We start from the raw sequence: 675 nt of genomic DNA, 5'->3' as shown, positions 1-675 counted from the left end.
GCGGCAGATTTTGTTCGCCAAACTCAAGTAGATGCTTTGGCGATTGCGATTGGTACTAGCCATGGTGCGTACAAGTTTACTCGTAAACCTACAGGGGATATTCTTTCTATCCAACGCATCAAGGAAATCCACGCACGTTTACCGAATACCCATATCGTAATGCACGGTTCATCAAGTGTTCCCCAAGAGTTACTTGAGGAAATTCGTCAGTTTGGTGGCGACATGAAAGAAACTTACGGTGTGCCTGTAGAAGAAATTCAAGAAGCGATTAAATATGGTGTGCGTAAAGTCAATATTGATACCGATATTCGTTTAGCTATGACGGGTGCAATTCGTCGTTTCTTAGCCGAAAACCCATCTAAATTTGATCCGCGTGAATTTAATAAACCTGCTCGTGAAGCGGCTAAACGCTTATGTATTGCACGCTATGAAGCCTTTGGTGCAGCAGGTCAAGCAAGCAAAATTAAGTCTATCTCTTTAGTGGATATGGCAGCTCGCTATGCTTCAGGTGAATTAGCACAACAAGTGAAATAAGTCGCGGCTGTGAAATGAATCATCTCTTTTGTTAAAAAGATGAGTGATAGCTATTGAGAAATAGGCCAACTGTCTGTAAGGATAGTTGGCTTATTACATTTCAACGGTAACTAATTGGTGTAAAATAGACTGCATCTTTTT

1 protein-coding gene is annotated in these 675 nt (G+C 41.2%); it reads left to right on the top strand.

All coding sequences use genetic code 11. The annotated features are described in order from the left end of the window. Positions 1-534 (top strand): class II fructose-bisphosphate aldolase (locus tag HKX40_RS10565; RefSeq protein ID WP_171589538.1); only part of this gene is annotated, 534 nt, incomplete at its 5' end. Positions 535-675 lie beyond the last annotated feature (141 nt).

It is taken from the genome of Pelistega europaea, assembly GCF_013133775.1.
Taxonomy (GTDB): Bacteria; Pseudomonadota; Gammaproteobacteria; order Burkholderiales; family Burkholderiaceae_B; genus Taylorella; species Taylorella europaea.
Note: the sequence above shows the minus strand (reverse complement) of the source record. Positions and strands in the feature narration are given on the sequence as shown.